The sequence below is a fragment of the Amycolatopsis sp. NPDC048633 genome, from assembly GCF_040650695.1.
Classification (GTDB): Bacteria; Actinomycetota; Actinomycetes; order Mycobacteriales; family Pseudonocardiaceae; genus Amycolatopsis.
This window is the reverse complement of record NZ_JBEZHS010000009.1, coordinates 1-20,488: the sequence shown is the minus strand read 5'-3', so window position 1 is coordinate 20,488 and position 20,488 is coordinate 1. Positions and strand designations below refer to the sequence as shown.

General features: G+C 70.8%; 20 protein-coding genes. 11 read left to right on the top strand and 9 right to left on the bottom strand.

Annotation, left to right across the window (positions count from 1 at the left end; genetic code table 11):
• Both AB0C38_RS18310 and AB0C38_RS18305 read right to left on the bottom strand, forming a co-directional pair.
• Positions 1 to 1,113, bottom strand: a complete 1,113-nt coding sequence (locus AB0C38_RS18310; protein WP_360674216.1) for an acyl-CoA desaturase — start codon at positions 1,111 to 1,113, stop codon at positions 1 to 3.
• Positions 1,114 to 1,123: 10 nt separating this feature from the next.
• Entirely contained in the window at positions 1,124 to 2,191 is a 1,068-nt protein-coding gene (locus AB0C38_RS18305; RefSeq protein ID WP_360674213.1) for an FAD-binding oxidoreductase, read from the bottom strand.
• A gap of 93 nt (positions 2,192 to 2,284) precedes the next feature.
• On the opposite strand from AB0C38_RS18305, the gene AB0C38_RS18300 reads away from it, so the two are divergent.
• From AB0C38_RS18300 to AB0C38_RS18280, 5 genes are all read left to right on the top strand, one after another.
• Positions 2,285 to 2,938: a TetR family transcriptional regulator gene (locus AB0C38_RS18300; RefSeq protein WP_360674210.1), complete on the top strand. Its 654-nt coding sequence runs from the start codon at positions 2,285 to 2,287 to the stop codon at positions 2,936 to 2,938.
• A gap of 123 nt (positions 2,939 to 3,061) precedes the next feature.
• On the top strand, positions 3,062 to 4,174 hold the full coding sequence (locus AB0C38_RS18295; RefSeq protein ID WP_360674207.1) for a Re/Si-specific NAD(P)(+) transhydrogenase subunit alpha: 1,113 nt from the start codon (positions 3,062 to 3,064) through the stop codon (positions 4,172 to 4,174).
• A 5-nt stretch (positions 4,175 to 4,179) separates the two neighbouring features.
• Positions 4,180 to 4,482 (top strand): NAD(P) transhydrogenase subunit alpha, encoded by a 303-nt coding sequence (locus AB0C38_RS18290; protein ID WP_360674886.1) that lies wholly within the window; start codon positions 4,180 to 4,182, stop codon positions 4,480 to 4,482.
• On the top strand, positions 4,479 to 5,867 hold the full coding sequence (locus AB0C38_RS18285; RefSeq protein WP_360674205.1) for an NAD(P)(+) transhydrogenase (Re/Si-specific) subunit beta: 1,389 nt from the start codon (positions 4,479 to 4,481) through the stop codon (positions 5,865 to 5,867). The genes AB0C38_RS18290 and AB0C38_RS18285 overlap by 4 nt, the downstream gene beginning before the upstream one ends.
• Entirely contained in the window at positions 5,864 to 6,595 is a 732-nt protein-coding gene (locus AB0C38_RS18280) for a lipoate--protein ligase family protein (protein ID WP_360674202.1), read from the top strand. Before AB0C38_RS18285 ends, AB0C38_RS18280 begins: the two co-directional genes overlap by 4 nt.
• A gap of 81 nt (positions 6,596 to 6,676) precedes the next feature.
• Here AB0C38_RS18280 and AB0C38_RS18275 read toward each other — a convergent pair whose 3' ends face one another.
• Positions 6,677 to 7,132 carry a histone-like nucleoid-structuring protein Lsr2 gene (locus AB0C38_RS18275; protein WP_360674199.1) on the bottom strand — a complete coding sequence of 152 codons (456 nt, stop codon included), beginning with the start codon at positions 7,130 to 7,132 and terminating at the stop codon, positions 6,677 to 6,679.
• Positions 7,133 to 7,272: 140 nt separating this feature from the next.
• On the opposite strand from AB0C38_RS18275, the gene AB0C38_RS18270 reads away from it, so the two are divergent.
• Positions 7,273 to 8,667: an NAD(P)/FAD-dependent oxidoreductase gene (locus AB0C38_RS18270; protein WP_360674196.1), complete on the top strand. Its 1,395-nt coding sequence runs from the start codon at positions 7,273 to 7,275 to the stop codon at positions 8,665 to 8,667.
• On the opposite strand, the gene AB0C38_RS18265 is transcribed toward AB0C38_RS18270, so the two are convergent.
• Positions 8,668 to 10,665, bottom strand: a complete 1,998-nt coding sequence (locus tag AB0C38_RS18265) for a hypothetical protein (protein WP_360674193.1) — start codon at positions 10,663 to 10,665, stop codon at positions 8,668 to 8,670. It lies immediately after the preceding gene.
• A 273-nt stretch (positions 10,666 to 10,938) separates the two neighbouring features.
• Here AB0C38_RS18265 and AB0C38_RS18260 point away from each other — a divergent pair, with 273 nt between their 5' ends.
• Positions 10,939 to 11,442 (top strand): DUF3145 domain-containing protein, encoded by a 504-nt coding sequence (locus AB0C38_RS18260; RefSeq protein ID WP_360674190.1) that lies wholly within the window; start codon positions 10,939 to 10,941, stop codon positions 11,440 to 11,442.
• Between the two features lie 31 nt (positions 11,443 to 11,473).
• On the top strand, positions 11,474 to 12,067 hold the full coding sequence (locus tag AB0C38_RS18255) for a hypothetical protein (RefSeq protein ID WP_360674187.1): 594 nt from the start codon (positions 11,474 to 11,476) through the stop codon (positions 12,065 to 12,067).
• A 54-nt stretch (positions 12,068 to 12,121) separates the two neighbouring features.
• Here the strand turns inward: AB0C38_RS18255 and AB0C38_RS18250 are convergent, their stop codons facing one another.
• The 5 genes from AB0C38_RS18250 to AB0C38_RS18230 all read right to left on the bottom strand — a co-directional run bounded on the left by AB0C38_RS18250 (position 12,122) and on the right by AB0C38_RS18230 (position 17,036).
• Positions 12,122 to 13,372: a beta-ketoacyl-[acyl-carrier-protein] synthase family protein gene (locus AB0C38_RS18250; RefSeq protein WP_360674184.1), complete on the bottom strand. Its 1,251-nt coding sequence runs from the start codon at positions 13,370 to 13,372 to the stop codon at positions 12,122 to 12,124.
• Between the two features lie 27 nt (positions 13,373 to 13,399).
• Entirely contained in the window at positions 13,400 to 13,645 is a 246-nt protein-coding gene (locus AB0C38_RS18245) for an acyl carrier protein (RefSeq protein WP_004559006.1), read from the bottom strand.
• A gap of 89 nt (positions 13,646 to 13,734) precedes the next feature.
• Positions 13,735 to 14,718, bottom strand: a complete 984-nt coding sequence (locus AB0C38_RS18240; RefSeq protein ID WP_360674180.1) for a beta-ketoacyl-ACP synthase III — start codon at positions 14,716 to 14,718, stop codon at positions 13,735 to 13,737.
• Positions 14,715 to 15,638, bottom strand: a complete 924-nt coding sequence (locus AB0C38_RS18235) for an ACP S-malonyltransferase (RefSeq protein WP_360674177.1) — start codon at positions 15,636 to 15,638, stop codon at positions 14,715 to 14,717. Before AB0C38_RS18235 ends, AB0C38_RS18240 begins: the two co-directional genes overlap by 4 nt.
• A gap of 183 nt (positions 15,639 to 15,821) precedes the next feature.
• The gene (locus tag AB0C38_RS18230; RefSeq protein WP_360674175.1) at positions 15,822 to 17,036 is read right to left on the bottom strand and encodes a helix-turn-helix domain-containing protein; all 1,215 of its coding nucleotides are present in this window, start codon (positions 17,034 to 17,036) and stop codon (positions 15,822 to 15,824) included.
• 130 nt (positions 17,037 to 17,166) lie between these two features.
• Here AB0C38_RS18230 and AB0C38_RS18225 point away from each other — a divergent pair, with 130 nt between their 5' ends.
• The 3 genes from AB0C38_RS18225 (at position 17,167) to AB0C38_RS18215 (ending at position 20,386) form a co-directional block, all read left to right on the top strand.
• Entirely contained in the window at positions 17,167 to 18,072 is a 906-nt protein-coding gene (locus AB0C38_RS18225) for an ATP-binding cassette domain-containing protein (protein ID WP_360674173.1), read from the top strand.
• Positions 18,069 to 19,292 (top strand): ABC transporter permease, encoded by a 1,224-nt coding sequence (locus AB0C38_RS18220; protein WP_360674170.1) that lies wholly within the window; start codon positions 18,069 to 18,071, stop codon positions 19,290 to 19,292. The genes AB0C38_RS18225 and AB0C38_RS18220 overlap by 4 nt, the downstream gene beginning before the upstream one ends.
• Before the next feature lie 317 nt (positions 19,293 to 19,609).
• The gene (locus AB0C38_RS18215; protein WP_360674168.1) at positions 19,610 to 20,386 is read left to right on the top strand and encodes a hypothetical protein; all 777 of its coding nucleotides are present in this window, start codon (positions 19,610 to 19,612) and stop codon (positions 20,384 to 20,386) included.
• Positions 20,387 to 20,488: the final 102 nt, after the last annotated feature.

The window sequence follows — 20,488 nt, the reverse complement described above, 5'->3', positions numbered from 1 at the left end:
TCACGCTGCTCGAAGCTGCCGGTCGGGTTCCACCGTAGTGGGAGTGGGCCGGACCTGCGGGGGAAGCGCCAGCTTGACGATCTTCTTCGCCACCGACCAGAGCTGCTTGTGCAGCGGCCCCGTGTGGTACGGCAGGCCGTACTTCTCGCAGATCGCGCGCACCTCGCCGGCGATCTCCGGGTAGCGGCGCGCCGGGATGTCCGGGAACAGGTGGTGCTCGATCTGGTGCGACAGGTTCCCGCTCATGATGTGGAACAGCGGGCTGCCGGTGATGTTCGCCGAGCCGAGGATCTGCCGCAGGTACCACTGCCCGCGCGTCTCGTTCTCGGTCTCCTCCTCGGTGAAGCTCTCGACGTCGGCGGGGAAGTGTCCGCAGAAAATGATGGAGAACGACCACAGGTTGCGGACCAGGTTCGCGGTCGCGTTGCCGGCGAAGGTCAGCGGCGCGAGCGGGCCGGTCAGCAACGGGAACAGCACGTAGTCCTTGCCGACCTGGCGCCCCGCCTTGCGGACGATCTTCTTCAGCACCGGCACGTTCTCGGCCCAGCTGCGCTCGCCCTTGACCACGCGCTCGATCTCGAGGTCGTGCAGCATCACGCCCCACTGGAAGAACAGCGCCAGCAGCGTCGCGTACACCGGGTTGCCCAGGTAGTACGGGTGCCACTTCTGGGCCGGGTCCATCCGCAGGATGCCGTAGCCGACGTCGCGGTCCTTGTCGAGGATGTTCGTGTACGTGTGGTGGATGTAGTTGTGCGAGTGCCGCCAGTTTTCGGCGGGCGCCACGGTGTCCCACTCGAAGCGCTGCGAGCTCAGCGCCGGGTCGCGCGTCCAGTCGTACTGGCCGTGCATGACGTTGTGGCCGATCTCCATGTTGTCGAGGATCTTGGCCACCGACAGCGCGCCGACGCCGGCGAGCCACGCGGGCGGGAAGAACCCGGCGAACAGCAGCGCCCGCCCGGCGACCTCCAGGCCGCGCTGCGTCTTGATGATGCCGTGGATGTAGTCGACGTCTTCCTGGCCGAGGTCGTCGACGATCCGCTGCCGCAGCGCGTCGAGCTCGCGGCCGAACTCCTCGACCTGTTCCGGGGTCAGGCGGTCCTGCAGACCGGTCATGGCAGTCTCCCTAAGCGTCGATCTCGACGTCCCCGACCGGGACGGAGATGCAGAGCTGGATTTCTTCGTCTTCTTCGCCGGAGATCTCGCCCGTCTTGGCGTTGCGGACGCGCCCGGCGGTCTTGAGCTGGGTGCAGGAGAAGCAGATGCCCATCCGGCAGCCGTGCTCCGGGGACAGGCCCGCTTCTTCGGCCTGCTCCAGCAACGGCTTCCCGGAGTTGGCGCACTCGCGCCCGCTGCGCTTGAAGCGCACCTGGCCTTCGGCGTTCTCCGTGTCGAAGGTCAACGCCGGCGGCGTGAACTCTTCGGTGTGCACGCGTTCACCCAGATGATCACGCACGGCGTCCATCAACGGCTGGGGGCCGCAGACGAACGCCTCCGCGTCGCGGTACCACGGCGCGACGGCTTCCAGGTGCTCCGGCGAGAAGAACCCGCGCAGGTCGCCGCCGTTGGCGTGGGTGTAGGCGTGGACCACCTTCAGCCCGGGGTGCCGGGCGGCGAGCTCGGCCAGCTCGGTGCGGTAGAGCGCGTCCGCCGGGCCGTTCGAGTAGTGCAGGAACACGATCTCGCCGGTGTGACCCTCGGCGGCCAGCGTGCGGGCCATGGCGAGCACCGGCGTGACGCCGCTGCCGCCGCTGATCAGCAGCACGCGGGCGGGTCGGGTGGCGGGCAGCGTGAACGTGCCGTCCGGAGTGGACAGACCGACCACCGAGCCGGCGCCGAGTGCGCGGTTCAGGTGCCCGGAGACCAGGCCCTGCTCCTTGACGGTGAACTCGAGCTCGCCGTCGTACTGCGAACCGCACGGCGAATAGCAGCGCGTGCGCCGGACGCCGTCGACCTCCACCTGCAACCGGACGTACTGCCCGGCGGTGAAGCCGGGCCACGCGCGGCTGGGCTTGACGGTGAGGGTGACGCTGTCCGGCGTCTGCTTGCGCACCGCCGTGACCAGGCCACGGATCTCGCGGCGCACCAGCATCGGGTCGACGAGCTCCAGGTAGCGGTCCATCCCGTGCGGTGTCAGCAGCGCTTCGGCCAGCGAAGCGAGGCTGCGCACCCGACGGGGGATGAGCGCCGTCATCGGAGACCTCCTCGATTACAGTGAACGACTGTACACTCAACAGTGCACTGCACGAGTGGAGCAGCTGTCAACGCAGAACGCGGAGGATGTGACGTGAGCAACGCGGTGGACATCCGTACGCTGGAGCCCGTGTCGGAAGAGCCGGTGACCCGCCAGGAGCGCAAGCAGCGCACGCGCCAGGCGTTGCTGGACACCGCCCTGGACCTGCTGGCCGAGCGCCCGTTCGCGACGCTGTCCCTGCGCGAGGTCGCGAAGGGCGCCGGCCTGGTGCCGACGGCGTTCTACCGGCACTTCGCTTCGATGGAGGAACTCGGCGTCGCGCTCGTCGAAGAAGCGACGGTCACGCTGCGCGGGATGATGCGCTCGGCGCGCAGCGACCCGGACACCTACCGGGGCATGATCAGCGCTTCGGTGGCCACCGTGCACCAGTTCGTCCGGGCCAACGAGGACCATTTCCGGTTCCTGACGCGCGAGCGCTACAGCGGTGGTCCGCTCGCCCGCGCGATCGCCGTCGAGCTGCGCATGTTCTCCGGCGACCTGGCGATCGACCTCGCCCGGTTCGCGCAGCTGCGGGCGTGGAGCACCGAAGACCTGCACATGCTGGCCGACTTGATCGTTTCCGTGATGATCACGACGATTGTCGAACTGCTGGAAGCCCGCCCAGGTGAAGACCCGAAAATCACCGGAACGGCGGAAAAACGGCTGCGCCTGATCCTGCTCGGCGTGCCCCATTGGAAAACGAGCTGAACGTTTCCCGCACGGCGCTCGTATCTTCTGGCACAACCCCGAGACTTGCGACCCACGTCACTGGGGAGTGTCGGTCCGGCGTGGTACAACCCTCGGATCGTGCCTCGCCGATGAGGAGGTCGTGTGGCCGACAGCGAACAGCATCAGCAGCTCACCGTGGGTGTGGTGACCGAGTCACGCCCCGGGGAGCGCCGGGTGGCCATGGTGCCCAAACTGGTCGGGAGGCTCGTGCAACGAGGGTTGCGCGTCCTGGTCGAACCGGGCGCCGGGTCCCGTGCGCACCTGAGTGACGACGCGTACACGCAGGCGGGCGCCGAACTCGGCGACGCCTGGGGCGCGGCCATCGTCGTGAAGGTGAACCCACCCGCGCCCGAAGAGGTCGCGAAGCTGAGCCGGGGCGCCGTCCTCGTCGGCTTCCTCGACCCGCGCGGCAACCCGGACGGGCTCGCGAAGCTCGAAGAAGCGGGTCTCAAGGCGTTCGCGATGGAGGCGGTTCCGCGGATCTCCCGGGCCCAGGCGATGGACGCGCTGTCGTCGCAGGCCAGCATCGGCGGCTACCGCGCCGTGCTGCTCGCGGCGCAGAAGCTCCCGCGCTTCTTCCCGATGCTCACCACCGCGGCGGGCACCGTGCCGCCGGCCAAGGTGCTGGTGCTCGGTGCCGGCGTCGCCGGCCTGCAGGCACTGGCCACCGCGAAGCGGCTCGGCGCCCAGACCACCGGCTACGACGTGCGGCCCGAGGTCGCCGAGCAGGTCAAGTCGCTCGGCGCGCAGTTCCTGGACCTCGGCATCGAGGCGGTCGGCGAAGGCGGGTACGCCCGCGAGCTGACGCCGGAGGAGCGCGAGGAGCAGCAGCGGCGGCTCACCGAGGCGATCACGCGGTTCGACGTCGTGATCACCACGGCGCTGGTGCCGGGCCGCAAGGCGCCGACGCTGGTCACCGCGGACGCCGTCAAGGGCATGCCGGCCGGTTCGGTCGTCATCGACCTCGCCGGCGAGACCGGCGGCAACTGCGAGCTGACCAAGCCGGGCGAGGACGTCGTGGAGCACGACGTCACCATCTCGTCCCCGCTGAACTTGCCCGCCGAAATGCCTTCGCACGCCAGCGAGCTGTACGCCCGCAACGTCACCGAGCTGCTGGAGCTGCTCGTGACGAAGGAAGGCGCGCTCGAGCTCAACTTCGAGGACGAGATCGTCGCCGGTGCCTGCGTGGCCGGGCGCGAAGGGAGCACTTCGTGAGCCCACTGGTGCAGAACCTGGCGGTGCTCGTGCTCGCCGGGTTCGTCGGCTTCGCCGTCATCTCCAAGGTGCCCAACACCCTGCACACGCCTTTGATGTCCGGCACCAACGCGATCCACGGCATCGTGCTGCTGGGCGGGCTGGTCGTGCTCGGCCTCGGCGTCGACGGCGTGTTCAACAAGATCCTGCTGGTGATCGCGATCGCCTTCGGCACGATCAACGTCGTCGGCGGCTTCCTGGTCACCGACCGGATGCTGTCGATGTTCAAGGCCAAGAAACCCGCTCCCGGTGAGGAGGACGAGAAGTGACCGACTTCGTCGCGATCCTCTACATCATCGCGTTCGCCCTCTTCATCTACGGCCTGATGGGGCTGACCGGCCCGCGCACCGCGGTCCGCGGCAACTGGATCGCCGCGGTCGGCATGGGCATCGCGGTGATCGCCACCCTGCTCACCCCGGGTATGGGCAACTGGCTGCTGATCGTCCTCGGCGTCGCGATCGGCGCGGTGGTCGGCGTGCCGTCCGCGCGCAAGGTCAAGATGACCGCGATGCCGCAGATGGTGGCGCTGTTCAACGGTGTCGGCGGCGGCGCGGTCGCGCTCATCGCGTGGGTGGAGTTCAACTCCACCGACGGCTACGCGCACGAGCCGGCCTACATCGCGATCGCGTCGTTGTTCGCCGCGATCATCGGGTCGATCTCCTTCTGGGGCTCGAACGTCGCGTTCGGCAAGCTCCAGGAGCTGATCAGCGGCCGCCCGATTTCGATGGGCAAGCTGCAGCAGCCGGTCAACGCGCTGCTCCTGCTGATCGCGCTCGCGTGCGCGGTCTTCATCGTCGCCGGCGGCGACTCGTGGCTGCTGATCGTCGGGCTGCTCGTCGCGGCGGGCATCCTCGGGCTCACCGTGGTGCTGCCGATCGGCGGCGCGGACATGCCGGTGGTGATCTCGCTGCTCAACGCGTTCACCGGGCTCTCGGCCGCGGCGATGGGCCTGGCGCTGGACAACACGGCGCTGATCGTGGCGGGCATGATCGTCGGCGCGTCCGGCTCGATCCTGACCAACCTGATGGCCAAGGCGATGAACCGGTCCATCCCGGCCATCATCGCCGGCGGTTTCGGCGGCGGCCCGGCGGTTTCGTCCGGCGGGGGTGCGAAGGAGGAGCGCCCGGTGCGCTCGACCAGCGCCGCCGACACCGCGATCCAGATGGCGTACGCCAGCAAGGTCGTCGTGGTGCCCGGCTACGGCATGGCCGTGGCGCAGGCTCAGCACACCGTCCGCGAGATGGCGAAGCTGCTGGAGAAGAAGGGCATCACGGTCGCCTACGCGATCCACCCGGTGGCCGGCCGGATGCCCGGGCACATGAACGTGCTGCTCGCCGAGGCCGACGTGCCGTACGAGCAGCTCAAGGAGATGGACGAGATCAACTCCGAGTTCGCCCAGACCGACGTCGCGCTGGTGATCGGCGCGAACGACGTCACGAACCCGGCCGCGCAGACCGACCCGAGCTCGCCGATCTACGGGATGCCGATCCTCAAGGTCAACGAGAGCCGGTCCGTGATCGTCTTGAAACGCGGGATGGCCTCCGGCTTCGCCGGGATCGACAACGACCTGTTCTACGATCCGAAGACCAGCATGCTCTTCGGGGACGCCAAGTCGTCGGTGGGCGAGATCGTGGAGGAACTCAAGGCGTTATGACGACCGGGTCGGACGTGCGTGCGGCATTCACGGATCCGGCCGAAAACCTGGCGTTCGACGAAGCGCTCCTCCGGGTTGCGCCCGGGTCACCGGTGTTGTGGCTCTGGCGCAACCCGGTCTGCGTCGTGGTGGGGCGCGGCCAGCGGATCGCGCGCGAAGTACGGGTCGAGGAGTGCGCCCGGGACGGCGTCCCGGTGCTGCGGCGGGCCAGCGGCGGCGGCACCGTGTTCCACGACCCGGGCAACCTGAACGTGACGCTGGTCCAGCCGCGGCCCACCGACCGGCCGCTGGAGATGCTCGGCAAGGTGATGAGCGCCGCCGTCGACCAGCTCGGGCTGGTGCCGCGGATCGGCGACCGCGGCTTGTTCGTCGACGACGCGAAACTGTGCGGCTTCGCGGTGTTCCGCACCAAGACCGGGCTGCTGGCCCACTCGACGCTGCTGGTCGAGACGTCGGCCACGCTGGTCGGCCGCTACCTGACGAGCGCGCCGCCGGACCCGCGGCCGCTCGACTCCCACCGCAGCCCGGTGGCGTCGCTGGCCGAGCACGGGCTGCGTCCCGGGTTCCCGTCGGTCGAGGCGGCCGTGCGGGCGGCGGCGTCGCAGATCCTCGGGACGCTGGTGCCGCGCCCGCCGTCCTCTGCCGAGCTGGCGCGACAGCGGGCGCTGCTGCACACGCGGTACCGGTACCCGTCCTGGCACGCCGACGGCGCCCAGCGCGCGGCCTGACCCCCAAACGTCGTGAAGGGCACCTTCAGGGCTTATATGTCCCTGAAGGTGCCCTTCACGGCACGTCTGTCTACTGTGGAGCTACTTCTCGGCCGCCGAGAACGTGACTCCCGGCACCTTCCGCGCCGTCGCCCGGGTGGTCTTCTTCGGCTCCGCCGTCTTGCGGGCGCGGGTGGTCTTCGCCGGCTCGGCCTTGGCCGTGGCCTTCACCGGGGCGGCCTTCGTGGTGGTCTTGGCCGCGGTCGTCTTGGCGGTCGCCGTGCGACGGCCGGCGACCGGCTTCGCCGGCTTCGTCGTCTTCGGGGTGGCCTTCGCCCGGGGCCTCTTCGCACCCGGGACGATCCGCGGCCGGCGCTTGCGGCCGCCGGTGCGGCGACCAGCGTCGGCGTAGCGCTGGAGCAGCTCGCGCAGGGCGTCGGCGTTGGCGAACGAGAGATCGATGTCGTAGTCGATGCCGTCGAGCCCGAAGCCGACCGTCTCCGCGGCGGGCTCACCCGTCAGATCGTCCAGGACCCGCACAGCCGTGTTTCTGGCCACGACAAACCTCCCGTGCTCGAACGTGTGATTCGCGTGCACCGGGTTTCGGCGACACCCCGGTGCCGCCGATAACTTGCAGCTTCGGTGACGAGGATAGCCGCTGGCTTGCGCGATCTCGCGTGGTGGTGTGCGCTGATGCCATGGCCGGACAGACTTTTGACGTAGTGGTGATCGGTGCGGGCCCGGTGGGCGAGGTGGCCGCCGAACGAGCGGCGCGCGGCGGCCTGAAGGTCGCGCTCGTCGAGAACGAGCTCTTCGGCGGCGAGTGCTCCTACTGGGCGTGCATCCCCAGCAAGGCGTTGCTGCGGCCGGGAAACCTCCTCGCCGCGGCGAAGCGGATCCCCGGCGTGCCGGTCGGCGACCGGCTCGACCCCGCCGCGGTGTTCGCGCGCCGTGACTGGTTCACCGGCAAGGGCGACGACTCGGGGCAGGTCGCGTGGGCCCGCGGGGCCGGCATCGAGCCGATCCGCGGGCACGGCGAGATCACCGGCGAGCGGGAGGTGACCGTCGGCGGCGACCGCGTGCTGACCGCACGGCACGCGGTGATCGTGTGCACCGGCAGCGTGCCGAGCAAGCCGTCGATCCCGGGGCTCGACACGATCCGGCCGTGGGGTTCGCGGGAGGCGACGTCGGCGGAGTCCGCGCCGGCCCGCCTGGGTGTCCTCGGCGGCGGCGTGGTCGGCGTCGAGATGGCGCAGGCGTTCGCGTCGCTGGGCTCGGAGGTGCACCTGGTGATCACCGGCGAGCGGCCGCTGCCGCGTAACGCCGCGTTCGCCGGCGACCTCGTGCTGCACGGGCTGCGCGAAGCCGGCGTGTACGTGCACACGGAGTCCGGGGTCGAACGGGTCGCCGCGGGTGAGTCCGGCACCGAGCTGACGCTGAAGGACGGCGAGACGGTCGTCGTCGACGAGTTCCTGGTGGCGACCGGCCGCCGTCCCGCGACCGCCGGGCTCGGCCTCGAGGCCTTCGGCGTGGAGCCGGGGCACGCGCTGGAGGTCGACGACACCGGCCGCGCGTCCGCAGTGGACGGTGGCTGGCTGTACGCGGCGGGCGACGTCACCGGCCGCGCCCCGCTGACCCACCAGGGCAAGTACGGCGCCCGCGCGGCGGGGGACACCGTCGCCGCGCTGGCCGCAGGCTCGCCGGTGTCTTCGAAGCCGTGGAGCAAGTTCACCGCGACCGCCGACCACAGCGCGGTGCCGCAGGTGGTGTTCACCGACCCGGAGGTCGCGGCCGTCGGCCTGGCGGACGCGCGTGCAGGTTCTGCCGACCGCGTCGTCGACATCGACATCGCGGTGGCGGGCTCGTCGTTGCACGCCGACGGTTACACCGGCAAGGCCCGGATGGTCGTCGACACCGAGCGGAACGTCCTGCTCGGCGTGACGTTCGTCGGCCAGGACGTCTCGGAGCTGCTGCACTCGGCGACCATCGCGATCGTCGGGGAGGTGCCGCTGGACCGGCTGTGGCACGCGGTGCCGTCGTTCCCGACGATCAGCGAGGTGTGGCTGCGGCTGCTGGAGGCCTACGGGCTCTGATCACTGAGCGGGCAGGTCCAGGGCGGCTTTCGCGGCCCGGGCCAGGCCGGGATCGTCCGGAGTGGACGGTCCCGGCGCCCAGACCGCCTGGACGACCCGCACGGACGTGCCCTCGACCCGCGAGGTGTAGGCGGCGTTGTCGAACCGCGGCGGCGGGGTGGCGCCCCACTTGCCGGTCTCGGAGGCGAGGTCGAGGATCCCGCCCCCGCCGGGCGTGTCGGCGACGGCCTTGAACGCGGCGGCCTGCGTGGCATCGGGGAACTCGACGATCCCGACGGTGACGGCGGCGCCCCGGCCGTCGACGGTGGCGGCGTAGGACGCGCGCCGGACGCCGGCGCAGCTGGTCTGCTGCAGGCTGGCCTGGGCGTCCCCGAAGGCGTGGGAAGCACACCGCTGGTCGTGATCGGCGGCGCGCAGGGCGAACTGCAGGCTCTCCGCGGGAGCGGAGGTGCTCGAAGGCGGCGGCTGGGTCGCCGGCGTGGGCGGCCCGGTGGGAGCGGCGTCGGTGTCATCACCGGAGGTGGCGACGGCGATGGCGGCGACGACCAGGGCGACGAGCAGGCCGATGGCGCCCAGGGGAAGCCACCGGACGGTCTTCGAGCTCGGGCCGGCTTCGCGAGGGGCCGGCCTCGGGGTGGGGAAGGGCCGCGGCGCGTCGGCGCTCGCGGGTTGCAGGTTGATCTGGCCGAGGGTGACGGCTTGGGGTGCGCTTTGCGCGGGCTTGGCCGGGGGTGGGCCGGTTCTTTGGGGGAAGCCGAGGTTTTCGGTGCGTTCGGTGTCGTCCGCGAGCGAAGAACCATCGTTCGGCCGGGGGGACCCCGGAAGCCGCGGCGCCTCGGCGGCGCCGGGGAAGACCGGAAGATCTTCGTGCGCGGGCGGCGGGAGTACCTCGGTGCGTTCGGATTCGGTGGGAAGAGCCGGCTCTTCCGCGCCGGGGGGATCCGCGTCCGGCCCGGGCGCGGTGGCCGGCGCCTCGACGGCGGGCTCCGGGTTTTCGGCATGAGCGGCCGCCGGTTCGGTGGGCTTCGGGTCTTCGGCTGGTGCGGGCGCCGGCTCGACTGGCGTCGAATCGTCGGTGGAGGCGGCTGGCGGTTCGGTGGGCTTCGGGTTGTCGGCGGGTGTGGGCGCCGGCTCGGCTGGCGTCGAATCGTCGGCGGAGGCGGCCGGCGGTTCGGTGGGCTTCGAGTCCTCGGCGGGAGCGGGTACCGGCTCGGGTGTGACCGAAGCCGGAGTTTTGCTTTGCCACCCGGTACCGCCCGCCGCAGCCGCAGCCGCGCTCGCCGGACCGGCCGCGCCCGCAGCAACCGCACTGGCCGCGCCCGGAACCGTCGTTCCCGCCTGGCTGGGCACCGCCGGGCCACTGTCCCAAAGGGACTCCGGCGGCGAGTCGTCCGTGAACCGGCTGAATCCCTCGCCCACGAGCACCTCGTCCGAAAATTCCGGTGCCTCCGGGGCCAGCCCGCGGATCAGCGCCCGCACCTGGTCCACCGAGCGGGGCCGGTGCGCCGTCGCCAGGGAGACCGTCGCCGCCAGCATCGTCGTCGGTGTCGGGTGCAGAACCCGGACCGGGCCCGCCAGATCGCTCGCCGGCTGGTCGACCGTCTCCACGTACGGTCCTACCGCGACGATCGTCCCCACCGGGCCCGTGCCCGGTACCAGCGAAGCGATCCGCTGCTCGCACGCCTGGGAGACGTCCAGCGCCTCCGTCGCCGGGTTGACCGCGTCGTCGTCGGCGATCAGCGGCCACCCGTCCGCTTTCCACGGCGCCCCCAGCGGGGCTTCCAGTCGCAGCGCCGGGTCCGGGAGGTCCACGCCGATCACGATGATCACACCGTGGGGCAGCAGAACCACCGCCTCGATCGGGCGTTCGGTCACCGACCCGACGCCCACCAGCGCGATCCCGCCGATGACGGTGCTTCCGCGACCGAGGGATGCCAGCGCCGCCCGGACGTCATCCGCCACCCGGGACTGCTGCCGCTCGAGGCGCACCAGTCGCACCGAAACCCCTCCCTGCTCGTCGTTCCGGGGCATCACGCTAGCGCGCGTGGCGGTAACCATCGTGCGACACGGGGAGGACGTGGCCGCGTGCCCACCGAAAGTGGTGCCCCGGGTGACTTGTGGTGTTCATGTGGCCAAACAGCACGGTTGGGGTGCAGAATGTGCTACAACGCATCGGAGGCGGCATTCGGGAGCCGCACTGAGGCCGCGCTGTAGCTCGAAGTCAGGGCGTAGGGGAAGACGTCCCTCGTCGAGCAACAAGCGGAGGTAGCAGTGAGCACCCGTGGCAGCACCCGAGGTGTGGTGTACGTCCACTCGTCGCCGTCTGCGGTGTGTCCGCACGTCGAGTGGGCTATTTCGGGCACCCTGGGTGCCCGCGTTGACCTGAAGTGGACGGCGCAGCCGGCCAGTCCGGGTCAGCTTCGCGCCGAGTGCGGCTGGCGCGCGCCCGCGGGCAGTGGCGCCAAACTGGCGTCCGCCCTCAAGGCGTGGCCGATGATTCGGTTCGAGGTCACCGAAGAGCCCAGCGCGGGCGTCGACGGCGAACGGTTCTGCTTCGCGCCCGGCCTCGGCCTGTGGCACGGGCGGACCAGCGCCAACGGCGACATCGTGGTGGGCGAAGACCAGCTGCGCGCCCTCGTCGCCATGACCCGTGGGGGTGAGTCTCTCGCGCACAAGCTCGACGAACTCCTCGCCGCGAGCTGGGACGAGGCGCTCGAGCCCTACCGCCACGCCGGTGACGGCGCGCCGGTGACCTGGCTGCACCAGGTCGGCTAGCCGCGGGACGGGGGCCGGTACGCTCAGTTGCGTGACCACCCCCGCCCCCAGCTCCCGCCAGCGCTGGCTGGTGCCCGTCGTGGTCGTGGTGCTTTCCGTGACCGTGGGCGCCGGCTTGCTCGCGCGCGAGCTCTACCGCCGTCCCGACCAGCCCGCCGACGATCCTGCCGCCTCGTCGGCCGCGCCGTCGCCGGCCACCAGCGGGGCGCCGGCCGCGGCGGGTGTCGTCCGGATGACCGACGACGCGAAGGCGCACCCCCAGTCCGACGCCGTCCGCAAGCTCCTCGAAACGTACTTCGCGGCCATCAACACCAAGCAGTACCTGCAGTGGACGGAGACCGTCAGCACCGAACGGATCGCGCGCCAGCCGATCGGTGACTGGCGGAAGGGCGTCAAGTCCACAACGGACACCGACGCGCTGGTCTACCGGATCGAGCGCGGCGCCGGCGCGTCGCTGCGGGTCCTGGTCAGCTTCACGAGCGAGCAGGACGTCGCCGACGCCCCCGCCTGGTTCCGCGAGCCCTGCATCAAATGGCGCCTCGTCCTGCCGGTGATCGCCGAGCGGACCGGGTTGAAGATCGACACCGTCGACAACGGGCCGTCGCCAGAACACGAAAAGTGCTGAACGCGAGAAGGGGCCCGGCCGAAGCCGGGCCCCTTCTCGTTTTCGTCAGTGCGTTCAGGCCGCCGGGGTGAACAGCAGCGCGGTGTTGTGCCCGCCGAAGCCGAACGAGTTGCTGATCGCCGCGGTCAGCTCGACCTTGCGCGCCTCGCCCGACACGACGTCCAGCTGCACCCGCGGGTCCAGGTCGGTCAGGTTCATCGTGGCCGGCACGAGACCGTGGTAGAGCGACAGGATCGTGATGATCGCCTCGACCGCGCCGGCACCGCCGACGAGGTGGCCGAGGGCGCCCTTCGGCGCCGTCACGACCGCGTGGTCGCCGACCGCCTTGCGGATCGCCGCCGCCTCGCCGATGTCACCGACCACAGTGGACGTCGCGTGGGCGTTCACGTGCCCGACGTCCGCGGCGGTCACGCCGGCCATCTTCATCGCCGCGCGCATCGCGGCGATCTGGCCGATGCCCTCGGGGTGGTTGCCCGTGATGTGGTAGGCGTCCGAGGTGATGCCGTGCCCGGCGATCGTCGCGTAGATCCGCGCCCCGCGGGCCTTCGCCTGGTCCGCGCGCTCCAGGATGACCACGCCGGCGCCCTCACCGAGGACGAAGCCGTCGCGGCTCGCGTCGAACGGCCGGGACGCGCTCGCCGGGTCGTCGTTGCGCGTGGACACCGTGCGGGCCTGGGCGAACCCGGCCAGCGTGATCGGGTGGATGCACGCTTCGGCACCCCCCGCGACCACGACGTCGGCGCGGCCGGAGCGGATCATCTCCACCCCGCTCGCGATGCCCTCGGCGCCGGAAGCGCAGGCCGAGGCCGGGGAGTGCACCCCGGCCCGCGCCTTCAGGTCGATGCCGACGTGCGCGGCCGGGCCGTTCGGCATCAGCATCGGCACGGTCAGCGGCGACACCTTGCGGAGACCCTGCTGGTGCAACAGATCGTTCTGGGTGAGCAGGGTGACCGGGCCACCGACGCCGGTGCCGATCGACACACCGAGGCGGTCGGGGTCGACGTCCGTGTGGTCGTCCGTCGGTTCCGCGTACCCGGCGTCGGCCCACGCCTGGCGGGCGGCGATCAGTGCGACCTGCTCGCAGCGGTCCAGCCGGCGGGCCTGCACCCGCGGGAGGACTTCCGAAGGATCGACGGCGAGGATGCCGCCGATCTTGACCGGCAGCTGCAGCTCCTCGACCCAGTCGGCCTCGATCGTCCGGATCCCGCTCCGCCCGGCCAGCAGACCGTCCCAGGTGGACGTCACGTCCCCGCCGAGCGGTGTGGTGGCGCCGAGACCGGTGATCACGACGTCGATGTTGCTCATGGGAGTCTCCTCAAGGAGGGAACAGACTTACTTGGAGTTGGCCGAGACGTAGTTGACGGCGTCGCCCACGGTCTTCAGGTTGGCGAGCTCGTCGTCCGGGATCTTGACGCCGAACTTGTCCTCGGCCTGCACGGCGATCTCGACCATCGACAGCGAGTCGATGTCCAGGTCGTCCACGAACGACTTCTCGGCGGTGACGTCGTCCTGAGCCACACCGGCCACCTCTTCGACGATCTCGGCGAGGCCGGCGAGGATCTCAGCGTTGTCAGCCATGGGGTAGTTCCCTTCTCGGTGTTTCTTGGGGCTTCTTTGAGAATTTCAGCGTGCCCTCGGGCGAGTGCCCGCGGGGAGCGTAACGGTGATCAGGGGCAGACGAACGCCTGCCCGGCGTAGGACAGGCCCGCGCCGAACCCGACCGCCAGCACCACGTCGCCGGACTTCGCCGTCCCGGCCTTGCGCATGTGGTCCAGCGCGAGGGGGATGGACGCCGACGAGGTGTTGCCGGAGTACTTGATGTCGTCGGCGACGACCATGTCTTCACGGGCGCCGTTGGCCCGCAGCTTCTTCGCGATCGCCTCGACGATGCGCAGGTTCGCCTGGTGCGGGATCAGCACGTCCACATCGGACGGCTTGAGCCCGGCGGCTTCCAGCGCCCGCAGCGCGATCGGCGCGATCTGGGTGGTCGCCCACCGGAAGACCGACTGGCCCTCCTGGTAGATGTACTTGTCGTCGCGCATGTAGATCAGGTCGACCAGGTCGCCCGCGCTGCCCCAGGTGACCGGGCCGATGCCCGGCTCGTCGGACGCGCCGACGACCGCGGCGCCCGCGCCGTCGGCGAAGATGATCGCGTTGGCCCGGTCGACCGGGTCGACCCAGTCGGTGAGCTTCTCCGCGCCGATGACGAGGACCTTCTTCGCCGAGCCGCCCCGGATCAGGTCGGAGGCGACGCCGAGGCCGTAGCAGAACCCGGCGCACGCGGCGTTGAGGTCGAACGCGCCGGGGCTCGGGATGCCGATCCGGGCCGCGACCTGGGCGGCGGCGTTCGGGATCGGCGTCGGCATCGTGCAGTTCGGCAGGATCACGGTGTCCACTTCGGACGGGTCGACACCCGCGTCGGCCAGCGCGGCGGTGCCCGCGGCGACGGCGAAGTCGGTGAGCGACTCGTCCTTCTCCGCGAACCGGCGCTCGATGATCCCGACGCGGTCGCGGATCCACTGGTCGTTGGTTTCCATGATCTGCGAAAGGTCGTCGTTGGTGACGATCTTGTCCGGCTGCGCGCTGCCGATGCCCAGCACGCGGCTGCCGCGGGAGCCGGGGTTGAGGCTCAGGGCGGGTCGGTCGGTCACGAGGCGTCCTCCTGGCGCAGCGCCGCCAGTTCGGCCGGCGTCTTCAGCGCGGTGGTAGTGGTGACGACGCCCTTGAGCTGCCGCTTGACCAGGCCGGTCAGCGTGCCCGCGGGCGCGAGTTCGACGGTGCGGGTGACACCGAGGGAGACCAGGCCGTCCATCGTCAGGTCCCAGCGGACCGACCGGGTGACCTGCGCGACCAGGCGCGCCAGGTACTCGGCCCCGCTGGTGACGACCGCACCGTCCGCGTTGGACAGCAGCGGGCGGACCGGGTCGGCCGGGGTCAGCTCGGCGGCGTGGGCGCGCAACGCCTCTTCGGCGGGCGCCATGTACTGCGTGTGGAACGCGCCGGCGACCTTGAGGGCGCGGATCTTCGTGCCTTCGAGGGGCTCGGCGACGATCTTCGCGATGGCGTCGGCGGCACCGGAGGCGACGATCTGCCCCGCTCCGTTGCGGTTCGCCGCGGTCAGGCCCCGCTCTTCCAGCCACGCGACGACCTGCTCGGGGTCCCCGAGCATGACCGCGGCCATCGACGTCGGTTCCAGCGCGCACGCCTTCGCCATCTCGGCACCGCGGACGGCGGCGAGCGCGACGGCGTCTTCGGGCTTCAGTACCCCGGCGATCGCGGCGGCGGCGAGCTCGCCGACGGAGTGGCCGGCGACCGGCGCGTCCGCGGGGACCGGCGCGGTGGCCTGGAGGTGTTCGAAGGTGAGCAGCGACAGCGCGACGATCAGCGGCTGCGCGACGGCGGTGTCCTGGATCTCGTCGGCGTCCGCCTCGGTGCCGAGGCGGAGCAGGTCGAGCCCCGCGCGCTCCGACCACAGCGCGACGCGTTCGCGGGCGCCGTCGAGGTCGAGCCAGGGCGTGAACATGCCGGGGGCCTGGGACCCCTGACCGGGAGCGAGGACTGCTGCTGTCACCCTTCAAGAGAACACGTTCACGGTGCTCCGGCGTGATGCCGACGCTGACAGTGTCTGTGCGGCGTCTTTGTCGGAACCCTCCAAAGACGCGCCGGATAACCTCGCGCGTAACCCGGATGCCTTGTCGGGTTCAATCACCTTTCGCTGTTAAGTCCATCACGTGACGGGGCTCTCGCCGAGGCGTCACCAGAGACCGCGGGCCCGCGCCAGCCGTCCCACGGTCAGCGCGATCCGCAGCACCAGCGCGTCCCGCGGGTCCGTCGCCTGGCACCCGGTCAGGTCCGCCGCCTTGCGCAGCCGGTACCGGACCGTGTTCGGGTGGACGAACAGCGTCTTCGCGCACGTCTCCAGCACGCCGCCGCTTTCGAGGTACGCCTCCACCGTGCGCTGCAGTGTGGGACCCGCCTCCTCCAACGGGCGCGCGATCGAGTCCACCAGCAGGCGCTCCGCCTCCGCGTCGCCCGCCAGCGCGCGCTCCGGCAGCAGGTCTCCCGACCGGACCGGGCGGGGTGCCCCCGGCCAGCCGACCACCGCGCGCAGCCCCGACAACGCCTCCGTCGCGCTGTGGTGCGCCTCCGCCAGTGACGGCACCGTCGGGCCCGCCACCACCGGGCCGTCGGCGAACGCCACCGACATCCGGGTGAGGATTTCGCGCTCCTTCACGCCGCCGTCGGTCGGGCCGCCGACCACGACCACCAGCCGGGAGCCCTGGACCGACAGCAGCACCGGGCGGCCGACGCGGGCCGCGCGGCTGCGGACCTCGAACACCACCGTCGGCGGGTCCTCCGACGGCGGGTTGCCGACCAGGACCGTCGCGGCCGCCGACGGTTCCCAGCCCAGCGCCGTCGCGCGCGAAAGCACCGACTCCTCCGCGTCGCCGCGGACGATCCCGTCGACGACCAGCGCCTCCAAGCGGGCATCCCACGCGCCGCGGGCTTCGGCCGCCGCCGCGTAGGAGTTCGCCGCCGCGAACGCGATTTCCCGGCCGTAGCGCAGGATTCCCTCGATCAGCGCCGCCCGTTCCGCCTCGTTCGCGGCGAACTCCGGCAGCTGCTCTTCGAACACTTCGATGGCCAGGCGCACCATGCCGACGGCCTGGCGCAGGCTGACCCACCGGGACAGCTCGGCCGGCGCGTCGCGGAAGGCCTCGGTCGTCAGCTTCAGGGCCTCCTTCGAGTCCCGGAGCCAGCTGACGAAACCGGCGGCGCCGGCCTGGGTGATCAGCAGGACGCTCGCGCGCTGGTCGGCGGGCAGCCGGGCGAACCACGTCAGCCGCCGCTCCATCACCGCGACGCTCGCGCTCGCCAGGCTGCCGGAGGCGTGCTCCAGCCGCCGGAGCGTCTTCGCGGAGAGTCCGTGGTGCTTCGGCACCTGGCGCGGGGCGGTGGTTCCATCCATGGCGGACGCGATCCTACGTGCCCGCAACTTTAGTAGCCGCCGGCGGCAACGCGCGGCGCTGTGCGGCGCGTGTACGGACTGCCTAGGATCACGCACGGGGGCAGGCCAGTAAATGAACGGGGGAACCGGAATGACCGGTTTAGAGATCGACAAGGTCTCCAAACGATTCGGCGACGTGGTCGCTTTGCACGAAATGACGTTCGACGTCCGGCCGGGCGAGCTTTTCGGCTTCGTCGGCAGCAACGGCGCCGGCAAGACCACGACCATGCGGATCGCGCTCGGCGTGCTTTCCGCCGACGGCGGTGAAGTCCGCTACGACGGCGAGCCGGTGACGCACGAAACGCGCCGCCACATCGGGTACATGCCGGAGGAACGCGGCCTCTACCCGAAGATGAAGGTGGCCGAGCAGCTCACCTACCTCGCGCGGCTGCACGGCATGCCCACCGCCGAGGCGCGGGCGTCGGTGGACAAGTGGACCGAGCGGCTCGGGGTCGCCGGCCGCCGCGACGACGAGGTGCAGAAGCTCAGCCTCGGCAACCAGCAGCGCGTCCAGCTGGCCGCGGCGCTGGTGCACGAGCCGCGGATCCTGGTGCTCGACGAGCCGTTCTCCGGCCTCGACCCGGTCGCGGTCGACGTGATGAGCCAGGTGCTGAAGGAGAAGGCCGCCGACGGCGTCCCGGTCGTGTTCTCCAGCCACCAGCTCGATCTGGTGGAGCGGCTCTGCGACCGCGTCGGGATCGTCCGGAGTGGACAGATGGTCGCCAAGGGGACCGTCGGCGAGCTGCGCGCGGGCGGCGCCGTCCGGCTGCGCGTCGACGCGCCCGACGCCACCGACGGCTGGGCCGACGGCCTCGCCGGGGTGAAGACGCTGGGCCGGACGGGCTCGGTGACCGAGCTCGAGCTGGGGGAGGGCGCCGACGACCAGGCCGTCCTCAAGGCGGCGCTGGCCACCGGGCCGGTCCGCGAGTTCGCCCGCGAGCAGCCGTCCCTGACCGAGCTGTTCCGTTCCGTCGTGACCGAGGAGGTTCACGCATGAGTACCCCGGTCCAGGACGTCCGGATGAGCCCGGCGGCGGCGGTCGGGCTGGTCGCCTCCCGCGAGATCAGCACCCGCGTGAAGTCGAAGGCCTTCCGCGTCGCCACCGTCGTCATGCTGCTGCTGATCGTGATCGGCATCGTGCTGCTCAAGCTGATCTCGGGCGGCAGCGGAGCCGACTCGACCGTCGGCTACACCCCGGCGACCGCCCCGCTCTCGGCGCCGCTGCAGGCCGGCGGGCAGACGGTCGACGAGAAGATCGACGTCACCCAGGTCGCCGACGAAGCCGACGGCCGCGCGAAGCTGGCCGACGGCTCGATCGACGCGCTGCTCACCGGCGACGGCAAGACCGTGCACGTCCAGGTGAAGAAGGACCTCGACGGCAAGCTGGCCAACGTCCTGCAGCTGCTGTCCCAGCAGGTGGCGATCGACCAGCAGATCACGGCGCTGGGCGGTGACCCGGCGCGGTTCAAGGCCGCGGTCGCGTCGGCGAAGTTCATCGAGGACACGCCGCTGGAGCAGCCCTACGACTACAACGGCGCGCAGCTGGGGCTCGGCATCGCCGCCGGCATCCTGATCTACCTGTCGCTGATGATCAACGGCCAGACCGTGGCGCAGGGCGTCGTCGAGGAGAAGACGTCGCGGGTCGTCGAGCTGCTGCTGTCGACGATCAAGCCGTGGCAGCTGATGGCCGGCAAGGTGCTCGGCATCGGCGTCGTGGGACTGATCCAGATGGTGGTCATCGGCGTCGGTGGCCTGGTCACCGTCGCCGCGACCGGGGCACTACCGGATCTTTCGCTTTCGTCGGCCATCGGCACCGTCGTCTGGCTGATCGTCTGGTACCTGCTCGGGTTCTTCATGTACTCGATCGTGTTCGCCGCGCTGGGCGCCCTGGTTTCGCGCCAGGAAGACGTCGGTGGCGCGACGATGCCGGCGCTGATGTTCGTGATCGCCGGGTACGTGATCGGTATTTCGGTGCTGCCGTCGAACCCGAGCAGCACGTTCGTCGAGGTGCTTTCCGTGATTCCGGTGTTCTCGCCGACGCTGATGCCGATCCGGCTGGCGATGGGTGGGGTCCCCGTGTGGGAAGCCGCGTTGTCGGTGGTGCTGGTGGTGCTGATGATTCCGGGGCTGATCTGGCTGGCCGCGCGGATCTACCGGAACGCGGTCATGCGCACCGGCGCGAAGGTGAAGCTGCGCGACGCCCTGCGCGCCGCCTGAGGTTTTACCGCTGTCAACCGGCCCTCGAGTGCTCCGGCACCCGAGGGCCGGTTTTTGCGTGGAGCAGCGTGAGTCCCCCAAATGCTCGAGGCCGCCCGGCGCTTGCGGTTTACGCTGCGCCGGACGGCCTCGTCTCCCCGGTCCCCACCGGTAGAACCAGTATGGCCGCCGGTGATCTTTCCGCGCCAGTCGTCTCACTCGATCGTGGGGCGCACGAGTTGCCGCCGCTGGGTACCTGATCAACGATCCGGTGCACAACAGCGCGCACCACCCGAATCGCGGCGCGATTCGGTGCGGAACACCAAGAGGGAGTCGTCATGGGCCAGCAACTGAAGGACGGGCTCGGGCAAGCGTGGAACCTGGTGGCCACGTTCGTTCCGAAACTCGTCGGTTTCCTGATCATCCTGCTGATCGGCTGGCTGATCGCGAAGGCGATCTCGAAAGGGCTGAGCCTGGTCCTCGGAAAGGTCGGGTTCGGCAAGCTGATCGAGAAGACCGGCCTTTCCGGCAGCATCGGCCAGCAGAAGATCGACGCGGCCGGAATTCTCGTGAAACTGGTCTACTACTTCGTTCTGCTGATCGCGCTGCAGCTGGCGTTCGGCGTGTTCGGGCCGACCAACCCGGTCAGTCAGCTGCTCAACGACATCATCGCGTTCCTGCCGCGGATCGTGGTCGCGCTGGTGCTGATCGTGGTCGCGGCGGCCATCGCGAAGGTCGTGCGTGACGTCGTCTCGTCGGCGATGTCGGGCCGCCCGGCCGGTCGCTACCTGGCCACCGGCGCCTACTGGCTGATCATGGCGTTCGGCATCATCGCCGCGCTCGGCCAGGTGAACATCGCGACCGCCATCACCGGCCCGGTGCTGATCGCCGTGCTGGCCACCATCGGCGGCGTCATCGTCGTCGGCTTCGGCGGCGGCCTGATCAAGCCGGCGCAGGATCGCTGGCGCGGCTGGATGGCGAACATGCAGCAGCAGCTGGCCGAGACGCCGGCGCAGCGGACCGGCGAGATGGGCACGAGCGCGCCCCCGCGGGTGCCGGTCGGCGCCGACAACACCCCGACCCCGCCGGCGGGCACCCCGCGCCCGCAGATGTGAGCAGTCCAGGCCCGGCGGCGCTCGCGAGGCAGGAGGTCTTCGCGCCGGCCCCCAGCGTCGGCGTGCCGATTCCGTCGAGGTTCTTCTTCGCCGTGTTCTTGC